27 protein-coding genes, 1 tRNA gene and 1 other RNA gene are annotated in these 26,648 nt (G+C 53.6%); 18 read left to right on the top strand and 11 right to left on the bottom strand.

What is annotated here, in order from left to right:
- Positions 1-115: 115 nt before the first annotated feature.
- Entirely contained in the window at positions 116-1,096 is a 981-nt protein-coding gene (corA, locus tag FKCLFG_RS03780) for a magnesium/cobalt transporter CorA (RefSeq protein ID WP_472614898.1), read from the bottom strand.
- 128 nt (positions 1,097-1,224) lie between these two features.
- On the opposite strand from corA, the gene FKCLFG_RS03775 reads away from it, so the two are divergent.
- On the top strand, positions 1,225-1,524 hold the full coding sequence (locus FKCLFG_RS03775) for a hypothetical protein (RefSeq protein WP_472614897.1): 300 nt from the start codon (positions 1,225-1,227) through the stop codon (positions 1,522-1,524).
- Between the two features lie 100 nt (positions 1,525-1,624).
- On the opposite strand, the gene FKCLFG_RS03770 is transcribed toward FKCLFG_RS03775, so the two are convergent.
- On the bottom strand, positions 1,625-2,251 hold the full coding sequence (locus FKCLFG_RS03770) for a 3'-5' exonuclease (protein ID WP_472614896.1): 627 nt from the start codon (positions 2,249-2,251) through the stop codon (positions 1,625-1,627).
- A gap of 71 nt (positions 2,252-2,322) precedes the next feature.
- The gene (locus tag FKCLFG_RS03765; RefSeq protein WP_472614895.1) at positions 2,323-2,700 is read right to left on the bottom strand and encodes a YajD family HNH nuclease; all 378 of its coding nucleotides are present in this window, start codon (positions 2,698-2,700) and stop codon (positions 2,323-2,325) included.
- A 179-nt stretch (positions 2,701-2,879) separates the two neighbouring features.
- On the opposite strand from FKCLFG_RS03765, the gene FKCLFG_RS03760 reads away from it, so the two are divergent.
- The 8 genes from FKCLFG_RS03760 to FKCLFG_RS03725 all read left to right on the top strand — a co-directional run bounded on the left by FKCLFG_RS03760 (position 2,880) and on the right by FKCLFG_RS03725 (position 12,625).
- Positions 2,880-4,136 carry an exonuclease SbcCD subunit D C-terminal domain-containing protein gene (locus FKCLFG_RS03760; RefSeq protein ID WP_472614894.1) on the top strand — a complete coding sequence of 419 codons (1,257 nt, stop codon included), beginning with the start codon at positions 2,880-2,882 and terminating at the stop codon, positions 4,134-4,136.
- Between the two features lie 100 nt (positions 4,137-4,236).
- Complete coding sequence (locus FKCLFG_RS03755; protein WP_472614893.1) at positions 4,237-4,701, top strand: endonuclease domain-containing protein; 465 nt, start codon at positions 4,237-4,239, stop codon at positions 4,699-4,701.
- Between the two features lie 11 nt (positions 4,702-4,712).
- Positions 4,713-8,627 (top strand): AAA family ATPase, encoded by a 3,915-nt coding sequence (locus tag FKCLFG_RS03750; protein WP_472614892.1) that lies wholly within the window; start codon positions 4,713-4,715, stop codon positions 8,625-8,627.
- A gap of 151 nt (positions 8,628-8,778) precedes the next feature.
- Complete coding sequence (locus FKCLFG_RS03745) at positions 8,779-10,182, top strand: hypothetical protein (RefSeq protein WP_472614891.1); 1,404 nt, start codon at positions 8,779-8,781, stop codon at positions 10,180-10,182.
- Positions 10,183-10,332: 150 nt separating this feature from the next.
- Positions 10,333-10,599, top strand: a complete 267-nt coding sequence (locus tag FKCLFG_RS03740) for a hypothetical protein (protein ID WP_472614890.1) — start codon at positions 10,333-10,335, stop codon at positions 10,597-10,599.
- A gap of 159 nt (positions 10,600-10,758) precedes the next feature.
- Complete coding sequence (locus FKCLFG_RS03735) at positions 10,759-11,043, top strand: DUF2442 domain-containing protein (protein WP_472614889.1); 285 nt, start codon at positions 10,759-10,761, stop codon at positions 11,041-11,043.
- Between the two features lie 226 nt (positions 11,044-11,269).
- Positions 11,270-11,647, top strand: a complete 378-nt coding sequence (locus FKCLFG_RS03730; protein ID WP_472614888.1) for an oxidoreductase — start codon at positions 11,270-11,272, stop codon at positions 11,645-11,647.
- Positions 11,648-11,935: 288 nt separating this feature from the next.
- Positions 11,936-12,625, top strand: coding sequence for a DUF4197 domain-containing protein (locus tag FKCLFG_RS03725; RefSeq protein ID WP_472614887.1), 690 nt, complete (start codon positions 11,936-11,938; stop codon positions 12,623-12,625).
- 197 nt (positions 12,626-12,822) lie between these two features.
- Here the strand turns inward: FKCLFG_RS03725 and FKCLFG_RS03720 are convergent, their stop codons facing one another.
- The 5 genes from FKCLFG_RS03720 to FKCLFG_RS03700 form a co-directional block, all read right to left on the bottom strand.
- The gene (locus FKCLFG_RS03720; RefSeq protein WP_472614886.1) at positions 12,823-13,872 is read right to left on the bottom strand and encodes a phospholipase A; all 1,050 of its coding nucleotides are present in this window, start codon (positions 13,870-13,872) and stop codon (positions 12,823-12,825) included.
- Positions 13,873-14,270: 398 nt separating this feature from the next.
- A complete protein-coding gene (locus tag FKCLFG_RS03715) occupies positions 14,271-14,807 on the bottom strand; it encodes a peptidylprolyl isomerase (RefSeq protein ID WP_472614885.1) in 537 nt (178 codons plus the stop codon).
- 233 nt (positions 14,808-15,040) lie between these two features.
- Complete coding sequence (locus tag FKCLFG_RS03710; RefSeq protein WP_472614884.1) at positions 15,041-15,466, bottom strand: OsmC family protein; 426 nt, start codon at positions 15,464-15,466, stop codon at positions 15,041-15,043.
- A 193-nt stretch (positions 15,467-15,659) separates the two neighbouring features.
- Positions 15,660-16,652: a YihY/virulence factor BrkB family protein gene (locus FKCLFG_RS03705; protein WP_472614883.1), complete on the bottom strand. Its 993-nt coding sequence runs from the start codon at positions 16,650-16,652 to the stop codon at positions 15,660-15,662.
- A gap of 18 nt (positions 16,653-16,670) precedes the next feature.
- The gene (locus tag FKCLFG_RS03700) at positions 16,671-16,886 is read right to left on the bottom strand and encodes a hypothetical protein (RefSeq protein WP_472614882.1); all 216 of its coding nucleotides are present in this window, start codon (positions 16,884-16,886) and stop codon (positions 16,671-16,673) included.
- A 30-nt stretch (positions 16,887-16,916) separates the two neighbouring features.
- Between FKCLFG_RS03700 and FKCLFG_RS03695 the strand changes: the two genes are divergently transcribed.
- From FKCLFG_RS03695 to FKCLFG_RS03670, 6 genes are all read left to right on the top strand, one after another.
- Positions 16,917-17,729, top strand: a complete 813-nt coding sequence (locus FKCLFG_RS03695) for a DUF2189 domain-containing protein (RefSeq protein ID WP_472614881.1) — start codon at positions 16,917-16,919, stop codon at positions 17,727-17,729.
- Positions 17,726-17,950, top strand: coding sequence for a DUF2788 domain-containing protein (locus FKCLFG_RS03690; protein WP_472614880.1), 225 nt, complete (start codon positions 17,726-17,728; stop codon positions 17,948-17,950). The genes FKCLFG_RS03695 and FKCLFG_RS03690 overlap by 4 nt, the downstream gene beginning before the upstream one ends.
- Before the next feature lie 197 nt (positions 17,951-18,147).
- Complete coding sequence (locus FKCLFG_RS03685) at positions 18,148-18,831, top strand: hypothetical protein (protein ID WP_472614879.1); 684 nt, start codon at positions 18,148-18,150, stop codon at positions 18,829-18,831.
- A gap of 133 nt (positions 18,832-18,964) precedes the next feature.
- Entirely contained in the window at positions 18,965-20,254 is a 1,290-nt protein-coding gene (locus FKCLFG_RS03680) for a c-type cytochrome (protein WP_472614878.1), read from the top strand.
- A 186-nt stretch (positions 20,255-20,440) separates the two neighbouring features.
- Entirely contained in the window at positions 20,441-21,139 is a 699-nt protein-coding gene (locus FKCLFG_RS03675; protein ID WP_472614877.1) for a dioxygenase family protein, read from the top strand.
- Positions 21,140-21,229: 90 nt separating this feature from the next.
- Positions 21,230-21,475 carry a hypothetical protein gene (locus FKCLFG_RS03670; RefSeq protein ID WP_472614876.1) on the top strand — a complete coding sequence of 82 codons (246 nt, stop codon included), beginning with the start codon at positions 21,230-21,232 and terminating at the stop codon, positions 21,473-21,475.
- A 78-nt stretch (positions 21,476-21,553) separates the two neighbouring features.
- On the opposite strand, the gene FKCLFG_RS03665 is transcribed toward FKCLFG_RS03670, so the two are convergent.
- A complete protein-coding gene (locus tag FKCLFG_RS03665) occupies positions 21,554-22,495 on the bottom strand; it encodes an NAD-dependent epimerase/dehydratase family protein (protein WP_472614875.1) in 942 nt (313 codons plus the stop codon).
- A gap of 173 nt (positions 22,496-22,668) precedes the next feature.
- On the opposite strand from FKCLFG_RS03665, the gene FKCLFG_RS03660 reads away from it, so the two are divergent.
- Both FKCLFG_RS03660 and FKCLFG_RS03655 read left to right on the top strand, forming a co-directional pair.
- Positions 22,669-23,550 (top strand): LysR substrate-binding domain-containing protein, encoded by an 882-nt coding sequence (locus tag FKCLFG_RS03660; protein WP_472614874.1) that lies wholly within the window; start codon positions 22,669-22,671, stop codon positions 23,548-23,550.
- A gap of 283 nt (positions 23,551-23,833) precedes the next feature.
- Positions 23,834-24,646, top strand: a complete 813-nt coding sequence (locus FKCLFG_RS03655; protein ID WP_472614873.1) for a M90 family metallopeptidase — start codon at positions 23,834-23,836, stop codon at positions 24,644-24,646.
- Positions 24,647-24,949: 303 nt separating this feature from the next.
- Here the strand turns inward: FKCLFG_RS03655 and FKCLFG_RS03650 are convergent.
- Together FKCLFG_RS03650 and ssrA are read right to left on the bottom strand one after the other, a co-directional pair.
- A tRNA-Asn gene (locus FKCLFG_RS03650) sits at positions 24,950-25,025 on the bottom strand.
- 481 nt (positions 25,026-25,506) lie between these two features.
- Positions 25,507-25,868: a transfer-messenger RNA gene (ssrA, locus tag FKCLFG_RS03645) on the bottom strand.
- A 187-nt stretch (positions 25,869-26,055) separates the two neighbouring features.
- Between ssrA and FKCLFG_RS03640 the strand changes: the two genes are divergently transcribed.
- Positions 26,056-26,604 (top strand): sigma-70 family RNA polymerase sigma factor, encoded by a 549-nt coding sequence (locus tag FKCLFG_RS03640; RefSeq protein WP_472614872.1) that lies wholly within the window; start codon positions 26,056-26,058, stop codon positions 26,602-26,604.
- Positions 26,605-26,648 lie beyond the last annotated feature (44 nt).

Below are 26,648 nucleotides of genomic sequence, written 5' to 3'. Positions count from 1 at the left end.
GTTCGGCAAAGAAAAACTGTCGACGTCTCGCTATAAAAATAGCCATGCAATCAATGCCTAAACATCCAATTGAATTTTTTTCATGAAAAGGAAACAGTTTTTTCATTTGATGTTTTTATAACCAACCGGCACGCTTCAGCCGGCGGTGCAGCAAAACACAGCCAACCATAATGCAGCCCAAAATTATCGGGTAACCCCATTTCCATTTCAGTTCTGGCATGTACTCGAAATTCATCCCATACAAACTAAATACCATGGTGGGCACCGCCAAAATAGCGCCCCAGCCGGCGAGCCGTTTGACCACTTCGTTCTGGCGAATAGTCACCTGCGCCAGGGCGACTTGCATCGCGGCATTAATCATTTCGCGCATCCGGTCGGCGGCATGGGTGACCCGGGCGACATGGTCGATGATGTCCCGGTAATAAATGCGGTTTTCCTTGGGGATTATGTCGCTATGAAAGCGCAGTAATTGCGTGCAAATCTCGATTAATGGCACCGCCGCCGCGTGCAGTGTCAGCAGTTCATTTTTCAGGCTGTAAAAATCCTGTAAGTTGTCTGCTTGAGAACTAGGTTTGAACAGCTGGTTCTCAAAGCTTTTGAACCTTGCCTGCAGATTGTCGATACACGGTTGATACTGGTCGACCACGAAATCGACAATCGAATACAACACATAGCCGGGGCCGTTTGCCAGCCTGTCTGGCAGGCTCTCGGTGCGTTCCCGAACCTTGGCGTAGCCCATCGATTGCCCATGCCGTATGGTGACAACGAAGCGTGGTCCCAGGAAAATATGCGTTTCGCCAAACTGAATCTCTTCATTAGCCAACATTGCGGTGTGGAGAACCAAAAATAGCGTGTCGCCATATTCTTCCAGCTTTGTCCGCTGATGCGCCTTATGTGCATCTTCTACTGCCAGTTCGTGCAGACCGAATTCCTCTTTGATTTTGCCCATCAGTTCTGGGTCCGGTTCGAGCAGCCCGACCCAAACGAAAGTATCGTTTTCCTGTAACACGTCACTGATGGCTTCAATCGTGATGTCTTTTAGCTTTTTACCGTTTCTGTACGCGCAGCAATTGATAATCGCGTTTGGTGCATTCATTGATGCGTCCTCTGATTGTTTTCTGTGGTGGCAATTATCTAATTCTGCCATTTATTTAACGCTTGCCCGGCTCACGAAGGCGGAGAAAACCTCTGCGGTTTTCTGGTCAAATCCCACGGACTTGGATAATGAAGCGCAAACGCAGTGGAGCGCAGCGCGCAATTTTAGAAAATCGCCTTAACCGCCCAGACGATCAAGCCAATGCTGACGACTGCGGAGGCTGCCATGCAAACGATTGCTTGAAATTTATTAAAATTGAAGCCATTTTTTTTCCGCTGTGGTGGAACTTCAATGGTCTTTTGCAATACGTTCTCCATGGCACCCTCGCTTATTTGCTGCAACTTATTACAGCAGATCATTATATGAAGAGGTCTCCACTATTCAATAGAAAAACAGATAACCCTCAGCAATATCGCCTTGCTTTATAACAATATTGAGCCATCTAGTTATTCAGGAAGCTGCATTACTTTTATTACTCTTGCCTGGGCGACTCAAGCATCAGCAAACCGAATCCTCAGCGATCCACTGCTACGCCTGCATTGCACAGCGCTTTTTGAGGAAGTCCGGCACCTTGGCCGCGCTCTGGCGGTTGACCGATTCCAGCCACAGCGGATCAATCTTGCGCAGGCCGTAATGACATCCCAGATGATCGCCGATATGCAGCAGCAACTTGGCCGACACTTCGGCATCGGCTTCGGCCCTATGCGCTGCGCTGTTGAAGCGGATGCGCAGCGCCGACGCCAGCGCTGACAGCTTGTAACTGGCCATGCCGGGAAACACCCGCCGCGACAATTTGAGCGAGCAGATCAAGCCCTGATGCGCCGGACTCAAACCTTGCATCCGGCTTTCCGCCAGCAGAAACCGCAGATCGAAGCTGGCGTTATGCGCCGACAACGCGTCACCGCCGATAAAATCCAGTAACTCCGGCACCACCACCGACGCCCTTGGCGCGGCATTCACCATGGATTGCGAGATGCCGGTCAGGCCGGTAATGAAGGATGGAATCCGCACCCCGCAATTCACCAGCGACACATAGCGTTCAGCGATTTTGCCATCCACGATGCGCAGCGCCGCAACCTCGGTAATGCGGTCGCCTCTATCCGGGGACAAGCCTGTTGTTTCAAAATCCAGCATCACAATCGGTTTGTCGAACACGGCACATTCTTTCTGGTGAATATTGGAAGGCGCATTATCTCAGGCACACAAAGCGGTCTGCATAGATACCATTAAGGCTGTTTCTTAATCAGGGAAGACAAGGCGGCAAAAGGATTATGGGTTGCCGCTTGCACGCCGCCGCTGCCCTGCGCCGACGTGCCTTGCTGATCGGCTTCCAGATAGCGCGAGTGTTCATTGTCGTGGCAGTACAGGCACAGCAATTCCCAGTTGCTGCCGTCGGGCGGATTGTCGCTGTGATTGTGGTTGCGGTGATGCACGGTCAGTTGCGACAGATTAGTGAGTGTGAATTCCCGCATGCAGCGGCCGCAAATCCACGGGTAGATTTTCAGCGCACGCTCGCGGTATCCCAGCTCGCGCTGATCAGCGTTACGGCGCGCATCGGCGACGATCTTGTCCAGCTTGGCGCTGTCCGGTTTTTTCGGCAACATGGTTCTTCCTTTGGCTTGAGCAGTTTTGTAGGATGGGTGAAACCCATCACTGTAATTACCACAGCGCATGATGGGTTTCACCCATCCTACCTGCTGATTTTTGTGCGTAACATCAGTTATATTAACGGCCAATATATCACTACCTCCCGTCACCCAAACGCTGACCAAAGGACATCATCGTGCGCTTCATCCACACCTCGGACTGGCATCTGGGCCAGACCCTGCACAATTTCGAACGCGGCTTCGAACATCAACACTTTCTGGACTGGCTGCTCGATACGCTCGTCGCCGAACAGGCCGAAGGCTTGCTGATCTCCGGCGACATCTTCGACAACGCGAACCCATCCGCCGCTTCGCAAAAGCAGCTGTACCGCTTTTTGCAGCAAGCCAAAACGCGGGTGCCGCATCTGAACATCGTCATCATCGCCGGCAACCATGATTCACCGGGCCGACTGGAAGCGCCGGGGCCGCTGCTGGAAACATTGGACGCGACCGTGATCGGCTTTGTTCCACGCTTGCCGGACGGCGCAATCGACCTTGCGCGGCTGGTGGTGCCGCTCAAGAACCGGCTGGGCGATATTGCCGCCTGGTGTCTGGCGATCCCTTTCCTGCGCCCCGGCGACGTACCGCGTACTGAAAAAAATACAGAAACTGCGGACGATCCCTACATGGAAGGCATCGCGCTGCTGTACCGTCAGGCGCTGCAACATGCGCTGACATTGCGCCAGCCCGGCCAGGCGATTGTCGCGCTGGGCCATTGCCACATGGTGGGCGGCGAAATCTCGCAAGACTCCGAGCGCCGCATCGTCATCGGCGGCACCGAAGCGTTGCCTGCAGGCATCTTCGACCCCGCAATCGCCTATGCGGCGCTGGGCCATTTGCACCTGGCGCAAAGCGTCGGCAAGCAAGCGCACCTGCGCTATTGCGGCAGCCCGCTGCCAATGTCGTTTGCCGAAGTCAACTATCCGCATCAAGTGTTGCGCGTCGATCTGAATGGCGAAACGGTGGTGGACATTACCGCCCTGCCGGTGCCGCGCGCAGTCGAATTGTTGCGCGTGCCGAAACAGCCTGCTCCGCTGCAAGAAGTGATCACTGCGCTGGCCGCGCTAGCATTACCAGACCATGCAGATTTACAGCGACAGCCGTACCTGGAAGTGCGCATCCGTCTCGACGCGCCCGAACCCGGCCTGCGCGCCCGCATCGAAGCCGCGCTGGAAGGCAAGCAGGTGCGCCTGGCCAAGATCGAAACCAGCTTCACGCCCAAAATCGTGACCAGCGCGAATGACACCACCGTATCGCTAGACCAACTGGAACGGCTGCAACCGGAAGACATCTTCAACCGGCTCTACAGCACCAAATATAAAACCGACGCGCCGCTGGAACTGCGCGCCGCCTTTGCCGAATTGATGCTCAACCCATCCGAAGATATTCATTGAAATCCTGCATTTACTCCCTTCTCCCGCTTGCGGGAGAAGGGCTGGGGATGAGGGACTCCGCACAATCACTACCCTAAAAACAACCCAATAAACCTGCTCAATGGAAATCCATTCACCCCACCACCCTGCCAGACTCCCCGACGATATCCGCACTTGGGCCAGAGAAATGCGGAGCGGCATGACCGACGCCGAAGCATTGCTGTGGAAGCTATTGCGCAATCGCCGTCTCGCTGGTGCAAAATTCAGACGACAGCATCCAGTCGGACGCTACATTCTGGATTTTTACTACGATGAACGTAAGCTCGGCATTGAGCTTGATGGAGGGCAGCATAGCGAGGCGGTGGCGTACGATCAGGTACGGGATCAATGGTTGCGCGGGCAAGGCATCCAAATAATGCGCTTCTGGAATAACCAGATGCTGACGGAAACGGAAGGTGTCTTGGAGTCGATTTATCAGGTGTTGCAAGCTACGGCGTCGGTAAATACCCGCAATACGGCTCCGACGACCGCCCTCATCCCCGGCCCTTCTCCCGCAAGCGGGAGAAGGGAGAGAAATGAAAAGTAAATAATTAAGATATGAAAATCCTCGCAATCCGTGGCAAAAACCTGGCCTCGCTGGCGGGCGAATTTGAAGTCGATTTTGAACAGGAACCGCTGAAATCAGCCGGCCTGTTCGCTATTTCCGGCCCGACCGGCGCCGGCAAAAGCACGCTGCTGGATGCGCTGTGCATGGCGCTGTATGAAAAAACGCCGCGGCTATTAAAAGCCGGCGGCATCGGCTTGCCCGACGTTGGCGACAACACTATCAGCCAGCAAGACGCCCGAAACCTGTTACGGCGCGGCACCGCAGAAGGATATGCAGAAGTCGATTTTGTCGGCAACGACGGCATTGCCTACCGCGCCCGCTGGAGCGTGCGGCGTGCGCGTGGCAAAGCAGGCGGCGGCTTGCAAAAAACCGACATGAGCCTGAAACAATTGCCCGACCTGCATCCCATCGGCGGTACCAACAAGGAAGTCCTAGGCGAAATCGTGCAACGCATCGGCCTCTCCTTCGACCAATTCACCCGCGCGGTGCTGCTGGCCCAAAACGAGTTTTCTGCATTTCTGAAAGCCGACGACAACGAGCGCGGCGAATTGCTGGAAACCCTGACCGGCAGCGCTATCTACAGCGTCCTGTCGCAGCGCGCTTTTGTCCGCGCCAAGGAAGAACAGCTTAAATTGCAGCGCATCAATGACCAACTGGCCGACCAGCGACCGCTGCCCGACGATGCCCGCAGCCAACTGGAACAAGACAGCAGCGCCGCCAACGCCGCCGTCAGCGCGCTTGATCTGCGCAAAACTGAACTCGACATCCAACTGCGCTGGCATCAGGACGACGACAAATTCCACCAGAACGAACAACTAGCGCAAGCGCAATTGCAGCAAAAACAAACGGAACAAGAGGCCGCCGCCGAACGCCGCACCGACCTGCAACGTGTCGAATCGGTACAAGCCGCCCGCCCGCTAGTGGCCGAAGTCGACCGGCTGACGCGCACCATCACCCAGGATCACAGCGCGATTGCCGATTGCCAAACCACGCTGACCAACACCGAGCAAACCCGCCAGCAAGCCGACGCCGCGCTGGAAATCGCGCAACGCACGCTGCTGGAAACCGAACAAGCGCAAAGCAACGCCGCCCCCACGCTGGATCAGGCCAAGGCGCTCGACGCCCGCATCGACACATCGCTGCCCGCGCATCGTCAAGCGCAGCAAGCGCAAATCGACGCCGGCCAAGCCGCCGCGCTGGCCCAGAAAAACCTGCACACCAAGCAAACAGAAATCAACGATGCGCAACAAAAGCAGCAAGCCACCGAACATTGGCTAGCGCAACACGCACCGCTGCAAACGCTGGCGGAAAATTGGCCGCGCTGGGATATACTCCTAAAGCAGGCATGCATTTTACGCAATGAAATAGGTAATATTGAATGCATACTGGCAACATTTTCACAAAATGAAGCCAAGCAGAACGCACAACTCCACGCGACGACACAAGCACTCTCTGCCGCCGGCGTCGCATTGAACGAGGCCGACCAGCAGCGCCAGCACGCCGCACTGCTACACGCTAGCATCGACATCGCCGCGCTGCAAGCGCGCAAGCACAACGCAGAAACCCGCCGCGACCAACTCGGCAGCGCCGAGCAAATCTGGAGCGCACTGGCCGAGCAGCAAACACGCCAACAAGCGCTGCACACGCAAAGCCAAAACAGCCAGCACGCCGCAACCGAAGCCGATGCTGCATTGGCCCAAGTCAGCGCACAGATCCCGGCGCGCACCGCCGCATTGGCGCAAGCCGAACGCTCGCTGAAAAGCGCCGAAGCCGCCTGCGGTGAAAACGTAGAAACCCTGCGCGCCGCGCTGGAACCGGACGCGCCCTGCCCGGTCTGCGGCGCCACCGCGCATCCGTATTCTGTCGATATCGACAATCCGCAACTGCACGCGATGCTGACCAGCCTGCAAACCGAAGTTGCCCACTGCCGCCAGCAATCTCAGCACGCGCACCAACAGCACGCCACCCACAGCGCGGACGCTGCCAGCCACCGCCGCCAACTGGCCGCCATCGAAAAAGAGCAGCAGCAATTGCACGCCGCGCTAGAGCGCCACCGCCAAGACTGGCAAGCGCACCCGATCGCCGTCGAATTAACAGAGATTGATGTTGCACAACAAGCCGACTGGTTCGCCAGCCAGCGCACCACCGTGCAAACGCAACTGCGCAGCATCAACCAGCTGGAAACCGATTGGCGCAGCGCCGCCCAAGCCAAAGACACAGCCCAAGCCGCGTTCGAGCGCGCCGCGACAGAACACAACGCAAAGAAAGAAGCCGCCAGCGCGATGCAAATCGCGCTGTTTGAGACCCAATCCAGACAACGCGCCAGCACCGAACAACTGACCCAAAGCCAGCAACGCTTAACCCAGTGCCTGGACCAGCTCGACGCCGCCTTCAGCGCTCCGGATGATGCGGAAAACGGGGCAATCGATGGAAAAATCGGCTGGAGAATCGACTGGCAACAAGAGCCGGACGCCTTCTACAATCGCTGCGCGCACAACGTCCAGCAATGGCAAACCCAGCGCAACGCCCGCGATCAAGGTCTGCAATACAACGTCACTCTGACGCTGGAACACAGGGGATTATTCGATGCGCACAACAAGGCAGCCGCCGATCAATTGCGCGCCAACAGCGCCTTCGCCGCCAGCGACGCCGCATTGAAAGCGATGCAAGCCCAACGCCACGCGCTATTCAATGGTCAGCCGGTACAACAGATAGAAACGCAACTTGCCAACGCGATTACCGCCGCCAAAACCGTATTACTTCAACGCACCCAAGCCAGCAACGACAGCAAGCAAGCTCAAACCCGTTTTAGCGAAGCGCTGGAACAAGCCAAAGCGCGCCTCGCCAGCCACACCAGCGAAGCCCAAACCGCCGCCGAGCAAGTGGCCGACTGGATCAGCCGCGTTAATGTTGCAAATAATGTTGCAAATGATGTTGCAAATGATGTTGCAAATAAGGTTGCCGACAACGAACCGGCCACATTCGACACCGCCCAACTGCACGCGCTGCTAGCCCACCCCGCCGATTGGATCACCAGCGAGCGCAAGCAATTACACGCAATCGACGCCGCCGTCCAGCAAGCCGCCACCGTGCTGCAAGAGCGCACCAGCCAACGGCAAGCGCACCAGCAACAGCGCCCACCGCAAGAGGACAATCCAGCCGACACAGCACCTATAGAAAACACGCTGGACGAAACAGAAGCCGACGCGATTGCGCCCGAGCTTGCAGCCGACATCAGCGCCAACCCGATAGACACGCTGCAGCAAGCGCTGCACAGCTTGGCCGCCGAGCGCCAGAGCGCCCACGCCCAAGCCACCGGATTGCAACTGTCGTTGGCCCAAGACCAGGCGCGCCGCGTGCATGCGGCCGACATGCTCACCACCATCGCCAAGCAGGAAGCCACCTACAGGCTGTGGGCGAAACTCAATGACCTGATCGGCGCCGCCGACGGCAAAAAATTTCGCAATTACGCGCAGCAAACCACACTCGACGTGCTGCTCGGCTACGCCAACCGCCACCTGAACGAACTCTCGCGCCGCTACCGGCTGCAACGCATCCCCGACACGCTGGCGCTGATGGTGGTGGATCAGGACATGGGGGATGAATTGCGCTCTGTCCACTCGCTATCCGGCGGCGAATCATTCCTGGTTTCGCTGGCGCTGGCGCTCGGCCTCGCATCGCTGTCAAGCAACCGGGTGCGGGTCGAATCGCTGTTCATTGATGAAGGTTTCGGCAGCTTAGATGCCGACACGTTACGCGTCGCAATGGATGCGCTCGACGGCCTGCAATCGATGGGCCGCAAAGTCGGCGTGATCTCGCATGTGCAGGAAATGACGGAACGGATTGCGACCAGGATATTGGTGCAGAGGACGGCAGGAGGGCGGAGTTTGGTGGGGGTTGGGTGAGATAGTTGCTTATTTGAAATAATCACCTTCAATACAATTAAATCACATATAGTTATTGTCGTAATATATTTTTATAGTTTGAAGTACCATAAAAACATAAATATTTAATTAAATAAATTTCTATAAATATACATAATAAGGAGTAAAAATTTTGAGCGATGAAGCGAATGCCCTTGAAAGAGTATTTAAAGAAACTGGTGAATTTATAATACTTGGATTAACTGGAAGAACAGGATCTGGGTGTACTACTGCTGCAGATATATTATCAAATAAAAATATATCAATACCTGAAAATTCGAGTGCCTATACAGCTAGAAATGACATATTAAAATACAAAATTATTAGAAATTATATAAATAAAAACTGGAAACAATTCATTAAAATTCAAATGAGGGATGTTATAACAGGCATACTCCTTGAATTAAACTACGCGCAATTAATAGAATTAATTTCAAAAATACTCAGCGAAAATATAGAAACAACAGAAAATAAATTAAAAGAATATAAAGAATATTATGAAAATGCGCATATTACAATAAAAAATTATAAAACCATGCCAGATGAAGAAAAAAAAGTAATGGCATGGCAAATATATTTCGAATATCTACCAGAATTCTGCGCTAAATTTAAAGATATTTTACAAAAGAAATTAGGAACAAGTTCATACACATCTATATACCAAAATATCGGAGACAACATCCGAGCATCAGGAAGTGCTAACGATATAAAATTTAATGCAGATAAAATATTTACACTACCAAAAATTGTAAACAAACTTATAAAAGTTATTAGAGAAAAAAATGAAAGTGGTGCCTATATTACAATTGATGCGATAAGAAACCCATTTGAAGCTGTTTTTTTTCATCAACGATATTCTGGGTTCTATTTAATCTCTATTAATACTCCGAACGATGAAAGACTGAAGCATCTCAGAAATAGCCACAAATTCTCAGAACAACAAATTACAGCGCTTGATAGAAAAGAATACCCTGAAAAACTTTCAGGGAAAGATATATACATATCACAGAATATTCAAAAATGTATAGAAATTTCAGATATACATTTAAATAATCCAGATCGTCAGGAATTTAATACTAATGAATTAAAATTTCAATTATCTTGGTATATTTCTTTAATACTTCATCCGGGATTAGTAACTCCAACTGCAATTGAAAGAGGGATGCAACTTGCATACAGTGCGAAATTAAATTCTGGCTGTATTTCTCGACAAGTAGGAGCAGTTGTTACGGATAAAAATTATTCAGTTAAGGCTGTCGGATGGAACAGCACCCCTGAAGGACAAACACCATGTCAGCTAAGAAGTGCTGGCGATTTATTGGATGGTGGGGAAAATGAAATATATAGCCATTATGAAAGAACAGACGAACAATTTCAGAAAGTAATGCGATTAACATTCAAGAATAAAATGGAGACTCCATTACTCAAAGGGATACCGTTTTCTTACTATTTTAAAGACATTCAAAATGAAATAGATGGGGAAAAAAACCAAGTACATACACGATCATTGCATGCCGAAGAAAATGCTTTTTTATAAATTGCAAAATATGGCGGTGAGGCAATACAAGGCGGCGTTTTATTTACTACAGCTAGTCCTTGCGAGTTATGCGCCAAAAAGGCATACCAATTAGGTATTAAAAAAATTGTTTTTATTGATCCATATCCTGGAATATCCAAACAACATGTATTGAACACCGGTACCAATTCACCAGAACTCACATTGTTTCGTGGCGCTATAGGGCGTGCATATCATCGCTTATATCAACCTCTACTTGCCTATAAAGATGAGTTAAAAATGTTAACTAATTATGTTGTCAAAGGTGGCAATACTGTTGATAAAGATAAAATAATAGAATCTCTTAAAATTGAAATTGAAAATCTTAAAGCTGAGAAAGTTTCAGATAATCTTATCAAACCCAGCAAAAAAAATCTGTTAAAAATAGCACGTAGGTGAGGCCGCAAAGCCCAACATTTGGAACATACAGATATCGTTAACAAATGTTGGGCTTCGCAAACTCAGCGCCAACCTACAGATGGTTCCATGTGCATGGTGCGCAAAAAATAAAAACCCTGCCCCCATCGCCCCGTTGGAGTAATTTTGGAGTAAACAAGCATGCTGCATATTACGAGTGCGAAATACGTCAAGGATTACAAAATCGAAGTGGTCTTTAATGACGGGCGCAAAGGGGAAGCGGATTTATCGCCGGCATTAAAGGAAGGCGTATTCCAGTCGCTGCAAGACATCTCCCTGTTCTCCCAAGTTGCCCTCGAGCCGGAACTCGATACCGTCGTCTGGCCGAATGGGCTTGATCTTGCGCCTGAGTTTGTTTATTTCACAGCATTCAAAAACGATCCGTCGCTGCAGTCGCAATTTAGGAAGTGGGGCTATATTTCGTGATATTCGTCATGTCAAGGTAGCTTGGGCTGCCAAACCCGAGATTGAATATTCACGGATATTTGCGGGAAAACTTCAAGGCCGTAAGGCGTATTCCGTAGGGTGTCTTACGCGATAACGACAAGCCGGCGGCAGCTTTGTTTAGTTGCTTTTTGTCATCAGTTGCAGGGCTATAATGTCAGCGAAACGAAACTCGATTTTTTACATTGCAAAATAAAGGCGAAATATCATGGAAAAAATCCGTATTGGCGTAATCGGCGCCGGAGAAACCGGTACCCCGCTCTTGAAGCAACTGCTCGATTCCAGCTTTGTCGAAGTGGTCGGCGTGGCTGACCTGAACCAGGATATGCCGGGCATCAAGCTGGCGCGCGAGCATGGCATTGTGACCACCGCCGACTTTATGGATATTGCGCGGCTAGGCAACGGCGTCGACATCCTGATCGATGTGACCGGCGTGGCGAAGGTGCGCGAGCAGTTGCGCGATTATTTCCAGAAGAGCGGCAATCACCATACGATCATCATGCATGAACTGATCGCGGTCCTGATGATGTCGCTGTCCAGAAACAAGCTGATTTCCAGCAAGCACGACCAGCACGATTACAATTAATCGGCCACTGCTCCAGCCCGCCTGTCAGGCAACTGCAAGCGGGCTATCCCGGTGCCAATGCCGTAGGCGCAATTCGTAGTTTCCACGCATACCTACAAGTGTATTTTTAAATACCGCAGTGATACATGTGGAAAAATGCATGTTTTAACTGATACTCCACCTGCTTTATAAAACCATAAAGGCTGGCCGGCGCAATGCGTAAGCCGCACGCGATTCGCGGGCTTCGGGTATATTTTCCAATGCTATTCAGCGCGCATGCCGCGTCATGTCAACCCACTGGAGTCCGCCATGTCAAACCGTCTTTTCGCAAAATCACTGTTGTTGCCGCTGTGCCTGATTGCCTCGGGCGCGCTGGCGTTTTCGCTGGCGGATCTGTCAAATCAGGATGCCAGCAGCGGTCTGAAGGCAGCCTTGGAAAAGGGTTCGGTTGCGGCGGTGGCCAAACTCGGGGTCGAGAATGGCTTCCTGAATAACGACAAGGTGAAGATCCAGTTGCCGGGAATACTGGAACAGGCGCGGCCGTTGTTGAAGATGACCGGCCGCGGCCAGCAACTCGATGACTTGGTGGTGTCAATGAATCGCGCGGCCGAGGCGGCGGTGCCGATGGCCAAACCGCTGCTACTCAAGGCAGTGAAGTCGATGTCGGTGACCGATGCCAAAAATATTCTGACTGGCGGCGACACCTCGGTCACCCAGTTTTTTCGTGAGAAGACGGCCGACCAGCTCAGTGTCACGTTTTTGCCTGTGGTGAAGAAGGTCACCGACCGCTCCGGCCTGTCTGCCCAGTACAACGGCGTGATGGGTCAGGTATCGAAGCTGGGACTGGGGCAACAGCAAGCCACCGTCGAAAGCTATGTAACGCAACGCGCGCTGGATGGCCTGTATACGATGATCGCAGAGGAAGAAAAAGCGATCCGGCAGGACCCGATCGGCAGCGGCAGCAAGATCATCGGCAAGGTTTTCGGGGCCTTGCGTTGAATCGGTAACATACGGGCAAGCCCGTAAACCGCAATTCGTAAGGCTGCATGTACCTATGCATACCAACAAGTGTATTTTTTAATACCGCAGGTGGTACCTGCGGGAACATGCCTGTTTTAACTGATACTCCACATTTTTTATAAAACCATGAAGATGGGGCGGCGCAAAGGTGTAGCAGGGATTTGATCAAATGAGCGCTAGTAATTGAGGAGCAGGCCCAATCCAATCATTTTTTGTGAATAGTTATAGTCGATCAGGCTTTGCCCATATCCTGAAAATAATTGCACATACCCTTTCAGCTGATTCGCCACCGGAAATGCCCAGCCAGCCTGGATTGCACCTCGACTAGTACTGAAATTGCGTCTGGCTAGAAGCGAGAATTCGTGGCCCTCGGATGTATAAGTTCCCACGATGTCGCCGTAACCCATGTAGTCCAGTATGTCTGGATTGTTATCATCCGTCCGACGTTCTTCAAGGCGTTTCCATATCCGGGCTAAAACGCTAAAGTTGTCTTTTTCCAGGCCTGCCTGCAGGTACAGTCGGTTCCAGCTCCGCGATAGCGTCGATGCCTGGCCGTTGGATTGGTGCACGAATCCAAAATTGATAAAGCGCGCATTCATCCCCAATAGCGTGAAGTTCACCGGCAAGACTGCCATCACCTCAGGTTGATAATTGGTTTCCCTGAAGGCGCTGGATACGCTTTTGTTGTACGCCTGCCAGAAGCTTTGTTGCGTGTAGCCAAACCATAGGTCGGCGTGCCGGGCAGAGAAGTCTTCCAGCAGCTTCAGCTTGAAGCCGAGCTGGAACGCGATTTCAGAATGGGAAAGGCCGGACGATTCGGGCGCCAGGTTTTTGAAAGGAAGATACGGGGCCGCATTGGGCGCAGTGCTATAGGTGGCCAGAAGGGTGTTTTTCCTATGCTGACGAAAGGCAAAAACACCGCGCTTGTCCTCCACGCCTAATTCCCATTGTTCTGCAAGGCTCGAAGATTCTGACTGCCCGGTACGGAGATGGCCGGCAGCCAGGGAACGCTCAGGCAACCGCTGCGCCTGGACAGCCACCTGCTGCGGGTTGTCGTTGCTTGGCCGAATATCATTGGCGGCGAGTCGGTCGAAGCATTCTAGCCGCTGGCTGTTTTCGACAATACGGGCGCAGTCCGCCAATGTTGCCGGCTGCTCCAACGCCAACGCTGGGCCAGAAATCAGAAGCAATAGAGTCATTGATTTTGGATTGAGCCTGGTCAGCATTGGTCGCTTTCTGTGCGTTATCCGGTCTTGAAAGGATTGAGACTGTTCAATCTCATGCATTTGAAATATTGCGCCGGGACCTGTTTTGTGATTGATCTTACTAGTTCGCTATGGCTGAATGACTATTCTCTTCACCAGAAAAACAGTATTTCGGATGTATTTTGACAAATCACAAAGGCCGTAAGGGGCAATTAGTAGGGCAATAGCGACGCGTATTGCACCGCAGGTTCCGGGAGTGACGCCGTTCGTTTGAGGAAAGTGGGCTGCGTCAGGTAAATCGCGCAAGTCAGGTAGAGGTTATGCCGGCGGCTTTACCAGTGCGTGGGCACAGAAATGTGCCCACGCTATGTTACGCGGAGGTAGTGACCACCCCACGTTATTGACGCCTTATTGACGTGTTAAGCAGCGCTTGGCTTGAGGTTGGGGAATCTTTTGTTGATGACTTGATTCCATTTTGTCAGCTTCTCTTCGACCTGTTTCAGCAACGCGGAAGCATCGCCTTCGATGGTGACTTTTTTGATGATGTCATCCTTGGCGATGCTGTTGACCACTTTCTGGTCTTCGCTGCCGACCACGACGCCGAACACGGTATGTTTGCCGTCCAGATGCGGTGTCGGGCCGTGGGTAATGAAGAACTGGCTGCCGTTGGAGGCTGGGCCGGAGTTTGCCATCGACAATATCCCGGCCTTGTCATGACGCAGGTCCTTGGAAAATTCATCCTCAAAATCATAGCCGGGGCCGCCCATGCCACTACCTTGCGGGCAGCCGCCCTGGATCATGAAATTGTCGATAACGCGATGGAATTTAAGCCCGTCGTAGTAACCGCGGCCAATGAGGTTGACGAAGTTGGCAACCGTGACCGGCGCCTGATCGGCAAAAAGGGTGATGTTGATGGTGCCCTTGCTGGTTTCCATGATGGCTTTTAATGTAGTCATTTTTTCTCTTTCTGTGTTGTTGGTTGGGTTATTGATGCAGGCACGAATGATAGGGACAGATCAGGTTTTCAGCACTACTTTGTGCGCTGCCCTCTATTATTCCTTATTTATCGTCCCGGCACGGTAGGTTGGGCCGCAAAGCCCAACATTCGGAACATGCAGATATCGCTAACGCATGTTGGGCTTCGCAAGCGCAGCGCCGACTTACCGATAGTCCGACGCACGCGGTTTGTTCATGGCTCCAACCGTGCATCCATCGTAATGTTTGCCTTCAACAGCTTGGATACAGGGCAACCGGTCTTGGCCTTGTTTGCAATTTCCTCGAACTTGGCCTGATCGGCGCCGGGGATTTTTGCCACCACGGTGAGATGGCTGGCAGTGATCTCAAAGCCGTCGCCTACCTTTTCGAGAGTCACATCAGCATGCGTCTCGATCTTTTCCGGCGTTAAGCCGGCCTCTCCGAGCATTAAGGACAGCGCCATCGAAAAACAACCAGCATGCGCAGCCCCGATCAACTCCTCCGGATTAGTACCCTTGCCGTTTTCAAACCGCGACTTGAAACCATAAGGCGCTTCGTTGAGAACCCCGGTTTCGGTGGAAATTGTCCCGCCGCCCTCCTTGATACCGCCCTTCCAGACCGCCCATGCTTTCTTGATCATGATAGCTCCTTGGTGTTGAGAGAAAAGGGCGCTGCTTTTGCAGCACCCGCCTGTATGACAGCCGACGCGGCGAGAAATTGCAAGAATAACGCGTCAATCCGATGCAAATTTGGCCAGCCCGGCGGGATAAGCGCGAAAGCTGTGCTGCGGTGCAAGGAAGCGAATCAGTGCGACGACAAGCGGCCGTTAAGCTTTAGTTTTTAGCTTGCGGCGCGCCGCTTTCATTTTTCTGGCTGCGGTCCTCCTCTAGCGCCGCTTGCTTGGCCTCGATCATGTTTTCATCAGGCTGGCTTTTTGTCGCCTGGCTGGGAACTTCGGGCGCAGCGGCGGGCACCGGCTGCTTCTTGCGCGATCCGAATGTCAGCGCATAAGCCCAGGTAAATTCCGCGCCCATCAGAAATATTTGGGCCGAGTAGTAGACCCACACCAGCACCACGACCAGCGAACCGGCGGCGCCGAATCCCGACGTCACACCGCTTTTGCCGATGTAGAGCCCGATCAGGAATTTTCCGATCGAAAACAGCAGAGCGGTCACGGCGGCGCCGATCCACACGTCCATCCAGTCAACGCGCGCGCGCGGCATGATCTTGTAGATCATGGCAAATACTGTGGTGGTGAATGCGAAGCTGACCAGGAAATCAATCACGTTGCCAAAGATTTCCCAATGTGCGAACAGCGGCCCCCACAATTTTCCCAGTGCGGCCAGTGCCGCGCTGGCCACTAATGACACCATCAATAAAAAGCCGATGCCCATGATCATGCCGAAAGACAGCAGGCGCGCCCGCAGCAAACTCCAGATTCCGCCCTTGTTTCTTTTGGGTGCGCGCCAGATCCGATCCAGCGCATCCTGCAGTTCGCCGAACACCGTTGTGGCGCCGATCAACAGCAGAACTCCTCCGGCCAGCGTGGCGACGACGCTTTCGGCCGGCTTGTTCACGCTTTCCAGCAAACCCTGCACGGCTTCCGCGCCCTGCTGCCCCATCAAACCCTGCAACTGCCCGACAATTTCGCCGCGCGCGGCTTCGACGCCGAAGATAAGTCCGGCGATCGAAATCACAATCAGCAATAACGGTGCGATCGAGAACATGGTGTAGTAAGCCAGGGCCGCGCCCATGCTTTGTGCATAGTCGTCGACCCAGGACGAGGCGGCGGCTTTAATCAGTATCCAGATATTTTTCACGGTCATGACTTTTCACTGGGGTGGTCAATAAGTCATGATTTTACCTACATTCGCTGCTTTCGCTTTAAGCCGCTCTGCCTTCATAAAGTGGCAGCGCAATGTTTGAATTTCCGGCTGGAAAAGTAAAATTGATGCATCGTTGGGTAACGAATCAGGATCGCAGACACGGCGCGCTATCAGTATCGTTATCAATATCCGTATACCATAGGCAACTTGCCTTGGATCAAGTGTTCTGTACATGCCTACTTCCCTCTAAAACACAAAACCATCATGCCAACCACCTTCCCGACCCAAGCTCCTGCTGTGCGTACCATACCGCTGTTGCGGCCTTTGCAATGGCTGATTCTGGCCTGGCACGATATTGCGCGTTGCCCGCCGTTGAGCATCGCGCATGGCTTGGCAGTTGCGTTGTTCGGTGCGCTGTTGGCAGCAATTGCACACGATCGCTTCTGGTTGCTGACCGGCGCCTTTTCCGGTTTTTTGCTGGTGGCGCCGGTGCTGGCGACCGGGCTGTATGCGCTGAGTCGTGCGCTGGAGCGCGGCGCACCGGCCAATGCCCAGTGCGTGCTGCGTACCTGGCTGCAATGGCGCACGCCTGACGGTGTGCTCGATACCCGGCTGGTGCGTTTCGGCTTGTTGCTGGCGCTGGCAGGAACCGGCTGGGTCATGACTTCGGCGGCATTGGTGATTTCGTTTGCGCCGCAGCCCATCGCCAGCCCGATGGAATTTGTGCATCGGGTGATGCTGGCGCCCGACAATTATTTATTTGAATTATGGCTGGTGCTTGGCGGCGTCATGGCGGCGCCGGTTTTCGCCTCCAGCGTGGTGACCATGCCATTGCTGCTGGACCGGAAAATCAGCGTGATGGATGCGGTCCTGACCAGCTGGAGAGTGATTCTGGCCAACCCGGCACCGATGGCGTTATGGGCCGGGCTGATCATGGGTTTTACCTTGCTCGGGCTGGCATCGCTGCTGCTGGGCCTGATTCTGCTCATTCCCCTGCTCGGCCACGCCAGTTGGCATGCTTATCGCGACTTGGTGGAAGCTGCCGCCCCTGATATCAACAATGGAGAGCACTCTTGACCGGCACAGTATTCGGCTTCACGGAAGCCCAGATCGCCAATTTTGGCCTGACCTTTGGCGTGGGCGCTTTTATGCTCTACATGCTGTTCATCATCGGCCAGCTTGCATGGCAAGCCAAGGCCGGACGCTTTGGTGCTTTTGTGCTGTTCCTCGGCCTGGCGTTTGGGATGGTGGGATTTGTAGCCAAATACATCATTCAATGGGCGCTTGGCATCAAATAATGTGCGGCGCAGGGATCACGGCTGGAACGCGCAATTCGTAGCCGGGCAAAAAACCGCAAGACCCGGTGCTTGCGCCAGCACGTCAAAGCGCGCATCACTGGCTTTCGGCTTGCAATTAACACCACATCGCCTAGACTGAAAACCTGTGCAGGCGCTGCAGGCACAGCATAATCCCGAAAAATAACAGGAGATCAGCCATGCGCATCCCCATCAGATTATCGCTACTTACCTGCGCCGCTGCCGGCCTGTTGGCAGCTTGCTCGCAGATGCAAAACTCGGTAAAAGGCCCGGATCAAAGCCCGATGACGTTCTTCGTCAGCAGCAGCAACCCCGGCAACGGTGCCGATCTGGGCGGCTTGGCGGGTGCCGATCGGCATTGCCAGACGCTGGCCAATGCAGCGGGTGCCGGCAGCCATACCTGGCATGCCTACCTCAGCACCAGCGCCACTGCCGCTGCGCCTGCAGTCAATGCGCGCGACCGCATCGGCACCGGGCCGTGGCAAAACGCCAAGGGCGTGGTGATTGCCGGCAGCGTTGATGCGCTGCACAGCAACAATAAAATTAACAAGCAGACGGCTCTGACTGAAACAGGCGAAGTGATCAATGGCCGCGGCGATACGCCCAACATGCACGACATCCTGACCGGGTCTCAGCCCGACGGACAGGCTTTTGCGGGCGCCGCAGATATGACCTGCGGCAACTGGACCAAGAGTGGCAGCGAAGGCGTGGCCATGCTCGGCCATCATGACCGCATCGGCCTGAAGGACGACGACGCCTCCAAATCATGGAACGCATCCCACCCGTCCAGGGGCGGTTGCAGCCTCGATGCGCTGCGCAGCACTGGCGGCGCGGGCTTGCTGTATTGTTTTGCGGTCAAGTAAGGCCACAAGCATCAATAGACTGCGTTAAAGAGCAACCGCGTTCCGCTAAAAATGGTGTGGTGATGCCTCATCATGCAAGCGGACCTGTCGGTTGCAGCCGGTTTGCACCAGATCGCCAATCAGGAGAATGGTTATGGAATCTTCCAGCAGATCCAGAGTGAGTCGCATCAAACGCTTGGTTTTCTCAGATCGTCAGTACAAATTGTTGCTGATCGGTGCCGCCAGCCTCGCTTCTGTCGCGCTCAACGGCTGTGGCAGTGACCACGACAGGGCCGAGAGTACGACACCAGATCCTGCGGTGGTGGCGCAAGGCAAGACCATCTTCCGCTTCGACACCTTTGGCGACGAAACGCAATGGACCGACACGCTGCGCCTGCATGAAGTGATCAGCACAGCAGTCAGTCCCGTGACTGCGCTGACGGTATTTGGCTTGAAAGTGGATTCGGAGGTTTTGCCGCCAGCGCTAGTACTGGGAATACAGAACGGCACTGTTGACCTGAATAGCCCGGCCACCACGGTTGCTTTGCTGAAGCTGAACGCAGTGGTTGGAGTCCAGGGCAAGGTCGAAACCATCAATGGCAAGGACACGCTGACCCGGGTAGGCGTCACCTGCGCGCTATGCCATTCAACCGTCGACAATTCGTTCGCGCCCGGCATCGGAAAGCGGCTGGACGGATGGCCCAATCGGGATCTCGATCCAGGCGCCATTATTGCCTCGTCACCGGCGCTGGATATCGCCAAGAAAGCAGTCTATCTCTCCTGGGGCAAGGGCAAGTACGATCCGCGCTTCAATCAGGATGGCTTTAATGGCCCGCAGGTGATTCCTCCCGCATACGGATTAAAAGGCATTCATCGCATCACATCCACCGGCGATGGCGAAGATTTGGCCTATTGGAACCGTTATGTAGGCGTCACGCAAATGGGTGGACACGGCACATTCTCCGATGCGCGCATTGGCGTCAATGGCGTCAATGTAACCAATGGCGCCGACGATCTGATCAGCTCGAAGCTGCCCGCATTGCAGGCGTATCAGCTGACATTGACTGCGCCGCCAGCTCCGGCCAACAGTTTTGATGCAACTGCTGCAGCCCGCGGCAAGCTTGTCTTCAACGCCGCGGGGAAAGGAAATTGCGCGAGTTGCCATAGCGGGGCCGAGTTCACCGATGCCAATTTCCAGCTCCATCCTGTTAGCGATGTGGTGAGCGAGCCGGAACCCAACGGCGCGCCGAGCTACGCCTCGCGCAGCGCAACCAAACAGTACCGCACCGCACCGTTGCGTGGGGTGTGGCAGCATCCACCGTATTTCCACAACGGCACTGCCGCAACGCTGGAGGCGGTGGTCCAGACCTATGACACGAAAAAAGCGCTGGGCCTGACACCGGCTGAAGCATCCGATCTGGCGCAGTATCTGAAATCCTTGTGAGCAGGTTGCAGTTGGCGCCGGGTTGATGCCTTCAGCAGGAAAACCGGCGTGCGAACAGTTTGTTCATTGCAGTTTCCTTTGTTATTAGTGAACAGTGGCCCTGGCATCCGGTGCCTCGACATGGCTGCAACTTCAATGGTCTTTCCGACTCTCAAACATTGTGTGAACAATCAAGGATAAGCTGCGATGCCCGACGCCGAAACCGCACGATCCGAACCGGGTCTGCCGCGCGATGGTGATGCGGGCGAGAATAAACGCCGCATCGTGTTACACCGTTTGTTGCTCGGCGCGCTAGTTTGCAGTGCACCGCAGTCATGGGCGCAAGGCCTGAGCACGACACCGGCGCAGACGGAAGGGCCGTTTTATCCCGACCGGCTGCCGCTCGATCAGGATAACAACTTGACCATCATTACAGGGCACAAGACGCCGGCTGTGGGCGAGATTACCGAATTGACCGGGCGCATTCTGGATCTGCAAGGCAATCCCTTGCGCGGGGTGGTGATAGAAATCTGGCAGGTCGACCATAACGGTCATTACATCCATTCGGCCGACGCCAGCGCCAGAAACGATGCCAACTTCCAGGGTTTTGGCCGCTTTGAGACCGGCCGCAGCGGTGAATACCGTTTCCGCACCATCAAGCCGGTGCCGTATCCGGGGCGCACGCCGCATATCCACGTCAAGTTGCACAAGGGCGGCCGCGAATTGCTGACCACCCAGTTATATGTGCAAGGCCACACTTTAAACGAGCGCGACGGCGTATTGCGCACCATCCACGACTCCAAACAACGCGCTACGGTGCTGGTACCGTTTTTACCCAACCAGGCACATGCGGGCGAACTGGCCGCACGCTTTGATATAGTGCTGGGAATGACGCCTGAGGCTTGATAGCGTGCAATATGCAGGCCAATGCTGCCATTTCAGGGGATCGATAAAAGTCCACAGCATTCATCATTACCACTGGATTGCACACCCACCATGGATGACTTGAATACTCTTGGATCTCTTGGGCTGACATTACCCAGCCCGGCATACCTGCTGGGCGCAATCGTCTTTGGCATCATCGGCATTGCCGCCTATCGCTATGGCAAAAAAACCTATAGCAGCACTCCGAAGTGGATCGGCATCGGTCTGATGCTTTATCCGTATGCGGTCTCGCAGACTTGGCTGCTGTATCTGATTGGCGTCGGTCTGTGTGCTGGACTGTATTTTTTGCGCGAATAAACCCCTCACAAGCAGCGCGGTAGATTGGGCTGCAAAGCCGGTCCGCGCTGCTTGCGAGATTGGGATTGCTGCAAGTTATTATTGGGTATCCGTGATTTTTCCGCTTGCGTCGATTTCGTCGCTGATCTTCATGTCGCGCTTGATCCACTCGATGACCGAAGTGTGCTTCGGTCTCCAGCCCAGATCATTGCGTGCGCGCTTGGCCGAAACCCGGCTGTTGGAGCCGAACGAATACACCGCGTGGCCGAAACCCCATTCCTTGATCGCCTCTTCCACCGGCCACGCTTGCGGCGCAGCCAGACCCAGCCGTTCGGCGATCGCGGCAGTGATCTCGCCATACGAAGCCTGTCCGTTTTCAACGTAATAGAACGATCCGGCCGGCGCTTTCTGGAGCGCCAGCAAATACAGTTCGACTACATCTTCGATATGCACGTTGGACCAGATATTGACGCCCTTGCCGACAAAGCGGGCGATGCCGCTTTTGCGCGCTTGCGCCACTAAGGGTGGAATTTGGACGCTATATGGATGCAGCCCGAGGCCATTGCCATAAATCATGGTGTTGCACAGAATGACCGAACGCACGCCGTGCCCGGCGGCGTCCAAGATCAACTTGTCCAGAGCCGCGCGCAGGGCTTTTTCCGGTGCCGGGGTGAAGGGCGTATCTTCATCGAAAATTTGCTCGGAAGCCCATTCGCCGCGTGCATCGTCGCCAATCACGCTGGAGCCGCTGGTGTGGATAAATACTTTGTTTGAGCCGGCCAGCGCGTTGAGCAAGGTTTCAACGGCAGGCAGATTGTCCGAGCTGGCGGCATTCACCACCGCATCCGCACGCTGCGCTTCACGCGTCAGAACCGCAACATCTTCCAGACTGCCCAGGACAGGTTCAATACCCAGCGCAGTCAAACGCGCAGCCTGCGCTTCGGTGCGCACCAAACCGCGCACCGTATATCCTTCGGCAATAAAACGCGCAGCAACCGAGCCACCGATAAAACCTGTTGCACCTGTGATAAATACGTTCATTTTGTGTCCATTGAGGTTGATGACGCAGCGAAGCGCCGATTAAATTGTGCCAGGCTGCCGTGAGCGGACCGCGGCGCTGATCTGAAGTCGATACTATGCGCGTTTAGTTTGTTGAGAAAAATAGCGCTAATATCAAATAATATGTGATTCATAATCAACAATAAGGAATACCAATGGATATCAATTCGGATGACCTTGCTGTTTTTATCGCTGTCGTCGATAGCGGCACGTTGAGCGCGGCGGCCACGCATCTCGGGCAAACCACGTCCGGCGTCAGCCGGGCGCTATCGCGTCTGGAGGAAAAACTCGCGACCTCGTTACTGGCACGCACCACGCGCCGCATGGTGCTGACCGAAGAAGGCCAGTTGCTGCTGGAAAAAGCGCGCAGCATCCTGGCCGCGATGGACGAAGCGGAAGAGTCGATCCGCATCCGCGGCCAGAAACTGGCGGGCCGCCTCTGCGTCGATGCGGCTTCGCCGTTCATGCTGCATTGCATCGTTCCGCACGTCGCCGAATTTCGCGCCGGCTATCCGGATATCACGCTGGAACTGACCAGCAATGATCGGATTATCGACTTGCTGGAACATCGCACCGATATCGCGATTCGGATCGGCGCGTTGCAGGATTCGACGCTGCATGCGCGTGCCTTGAGCACCAGCCCGCGCCACTTGCTGGCCAGCCCCGACTATTTGCAGCGCTATGGCACGCCGGCCACGGTCGAGGAATTGGCGCAGCATCAGTTGCTGGGTTTTACCCAATACGAGGCCGGCAACGTCTGGCCGCTGCGCCACAAGAATGGCGATCAACTGGCGATCACGCCGACGCTGGCCGCATCCAGCGGTGAAACGCTGCGGCAACTGGCGCTGTACGGCCAAGGCATCGCGTGCCTGGCGGATTTCATGACGCGGGAGGATATTGCAGCGGGGCGTTTGATCACGGTGTGTGCGGATTTCTACAATGGCGCCGATCAGCAGATCCATGCGGTCTACTATCGCAACACGCAGTTGTCGCGACGCATTAGCTGCTTCCTGGAATTTTTGCAGCAGAAGCTGTGAGAGCGCATGGGCTTACGTACATCATTGCCCGCAAAGCGCAACGTTTCAACATATACATAAACGTGTATTTTTAGTATGTGCTTTATTTATATGTGTAAACATACATATTTTAAGTTATACCCCCCATATTTTTAACAAATTAAAACAGAATCTCCTCATTGAAAATGCAGCTTCGCGCCGACTATTGCTTTTCGCTTTGCCTGTCCCATCTACCAAGGATTCATCAGGTAAAGAGGAAATCCATGAATGCGACAATAAACGACACAGAAAATCGGGCCGTGTAATGGCATTCACTCTGCTGATGGTGCTGTTGATGGTCGTAATCGGGCTGCTGTTCTGGCTGCCGAAATACCGCTTGCAACTTGCGCTTGCGCGCCCTTTTCCGCGTCGTTACGCAAAAATTCTGCGTGAGAATATGCCGGTCTATAACCGCATGCCGGCCGATCTTCAGTTGCAGTTAAAGCGCCTGATACAACAATTTCTGCACCAGAAAAAGTTCGTCGGATGCGATGGCTTGACCATCACCGACGAAATCAAGCTGACGATTGCCGGCAAGGCATGTCTGCTGCTGCTCAATCGGCCCACGCTGGTGTATCCGGCGCTCTCTTTCGTGCTGGTGTATCCATCGGCTTTCGTGGTGCAGCATGCCGAGGTCGATGCCGACGGACTGGTCACGCATCGCAATCAAACCTTGCTGGGCGAATCCTGGAGCGATGATCGCGTGATCCTGGCATGGGATCACATTCAGCGCCGCAACGCGGTGCTTGAGCCGGGCTCTGACGTGGTGTTGCATGAATTCGCGCATCAACTCGACAGCGAATCCGGCAGCACGAATGGCGCGCCGTATTTGATCAGCAAGGCACGTTATGCGCGCTGGTCAACGATTTTTTTGCAAGAGTTTGCGCTGTTGCAAGAGGCCGCGCAGCATCATTCTGTGAGCGTAATCGATCCCTATGGCGCGACCAATCCGGCAGAATTTTTTGCCGTGGCGACCGAGGCTTTTTTTGAAAAATCCGTGGCGCTGGGCCAGCAGCACCCGGCCCTGTTTGCTGCGCTCAGAGAGTACTACTGCGTTGATCCACGTGAATGGCAGTGAGTGCGCCATTTTGAAATGATCGATGGACAAGCGCGGCGTAATGGCGGTCAAAGACAAGCGACCCAAGACTGGTATGCTGAAGAACAACTACTTGCCCGGCAAGAAACCTGCGGACTAATAGGCGAAACGCTCAATGCATGGTGTCGTGAGCCAGGCAAAACCTTGGAGTCTTATTTGTGCTTGATATTGGGATGCACCGCGCTTGCGGATTTGTGAAATTGCAGCCTACTGGTTGGAAACCCAATGGTGCAAAGCTGTAAACTGATAAGGGCCGAGCATCATAGCCCGACCCTTTGTGTATTCTGGCTCCCCGACCAGGACTCGAACCTGGGACCTGCGGATTAACAGTCCGTCGCTCTACCAACTGAGCTATCAGGGAATTGCCGCTTGTTTTTGATATTATCATCAGAATCAAAGCAAGCCTAAGATTATAACAGGCGTTAATTAAGATGCGCCCAATTTTTATTAGGTTTGTTTGTATTAAGCAGTAATGCCCCCCCCCCTTTGAGGTAAAAGGCGCATGACCAAGATGAGGCAAATTGGCAATAAAAATACTGTGAAAGCAACTATTAGCTCAATTATTAGCTGGTGAGCTTGATCAGTTTCTTCATGATTTTTAAATTCTCAAAGATGACGCCGCCGGACGACGTTGCTTTGTCCTCGTCCCATTTTTTGTAGACGCGAGATCCTTACTTGCCATCAGCTTTACTATATCCAAAACAGCAAGCACGAGAAAACGGAAAAATAGCCCGGACGGGCGATAACGTGGACATGACAGGCAGTTGACCAATAAAAAGCCCACATTCTCTGGAAAGAAATGTGGGCTTTTGGATTTCTATGGACTTCTTGAAACGAATATTTGGTGGAGGCGGCGGGAATCGAACCCGCGTCCAGAAGTACTCTACAGACAGTTCTACATACTTAGTGCTGCCATTTGATTTAATCCGTACGCCGCGGACGCACACGCTGCGTAAAGACGAGTCGCCTATTATTTAGCAACTGACCAAGCGACCCGGCCGATTGCGATTCCTTGTGAATGACTCTACTGCTGTTACCAGCCCACCCCAAGGAAGAAGTGGTGTAGAGCTAACCGGTTATTAAGCGGCTAGTGCGTACGAGTTATCGTTTGCAGTTGTGTTTTTTCTGGATGTATTTACGAGGTAACCAGTCCTCGGTATGCCCTGCGCTGCTTTGCAACCCCTGTCGAAACCAGGTCGCCCCCAATACAGAACTTGTATTGTAGCGTAGTAGTTGGCATCTCGCTGACTGGTTTCAAGAGCCGATGGCAAAAGAAAGACTACGCGAATTCTCCAACGACGCAAAACAATAGAGACGCTCGGTCTGTAAATATCGTGTTCCCCCAGCCCGACGATTGGAACTTTTTCAACGTCCGTTCGTTAAACTGTGCAATGCGAATTTTTTCCAACCTTAACGATCATCAATGCGTGACGCTGGCCCAAGATGGGGATGGCAAGGCGTTTTCGGAGCTTGTTGCACGTTATCAGGATCGTATTTATCGCTTTCTGGTGCGCCTGACGTGCGCACCAGATGCTGCGCTGGATTTGACACAGGATACTTTTTTGCGGGCTTATCAAAATCTGGCACGCTGGCGTCCCGATGCGCTGTTCAAGACCTGGCTGTTCCGGATCGCACGCAACATTGCATTCGACCGCTTGCGGCGTGAAAAACGAGTGGTCTTCATCGAACTGGAAGAAGATTCTGCACTGCAAGATCCAACCGCGGGGCCAGATGCGCGACTGGAAACGGTGCAACGCTATCGCCAACTGGAGACCGCGCTGGCAAAGCTGCCTGTGGAGCAGCGCGAGATTTTGCTGCTGCGTGAAATCGAAGAAATGACTTACGATGAAATTGCGCTGGTTCTGGAATTGAATCTCGGCACGGTCAAATCGCGTATCGCCCGGGCGCGCACTGCGTTACTGGCCCACATTGAACGTTGATGGGAGGACTTGTCATGCATTGCCCGCAACACAACAAATTATCG

The organism is Gelidimonas denitrificans (assembly GCF_055694065.1).
The sequence above is the reverse complement of the archived record's forward strand: the minus strand, read 5'-3'. Positions and strand labels throughout refer to the sequence as shown.